A 466-nucleotide genomic window follows, 5' to 3' on the forward strand; every position below is an offset into this window, starting at 1 on the left:
TCTAGTATGTTTTTCGTTCAAATCAATCATACGGGAAAAGGATTCCTTTTTCTAATATTCAGGGAAATAAAATTAAGGAAATATTCATCCTTACACAAAAAATTTTACGGTCTCACGTTTTAAGAAGGGATATAATAACGAAATAAAAATTTTCATTACTATAAGTGAGATTTTAAATAGTGAAAAACTAGAAGATGCTTGTTTGTATGATGAATTATCTAAATTAGATATAATTCTGGGAGAGTTGAAGAATAGTGAGATAAGTGATCAAGCATTATCCGATATAGTAAATATGTATAAATACTTAATTGAAAATAAAACGATGCTTTCAGTTGAGGCGAAAAGTTTATTACGTGATATTACGAAAAGATCTACATTGGGTTTTGTCACTGAGAATAATCAAAAAAGAAACGCCGATTGTAAAATCAAATTGAACACTTTAGAAAAATAAAAAGTCCATCTGGAC

General features: G+C 27.9%; 1 protein-coding gene. It reads left to right on the forward strand.

What is annotated here, in order from left to right:
- Positions 1-202: 202 nt before the first annotated feature.
- Positions 203-451 carry a hypothetical protein gene (locus CP355_RS10060; protein WP_098044457.1) on the forward strand — a complete coding sequence of 83 codons (249 nt, stop codon included), beginning with the start codon at positions 203-205 and terminating at the stop codon, positions 449-451.
- Positions 452-466 lie beyond the last annotated feature (15 nt).

The sequence above is a fragment of the Lactobacillus sp. UMNPBX4 genome (assembly GCF_002554115.1).
Lineage (GTDB): Bacteria > Bacillota > Bacilli > Lactobacillales > Lactobacillaceae > Lactobacillus > Lactobacillus gallinarum.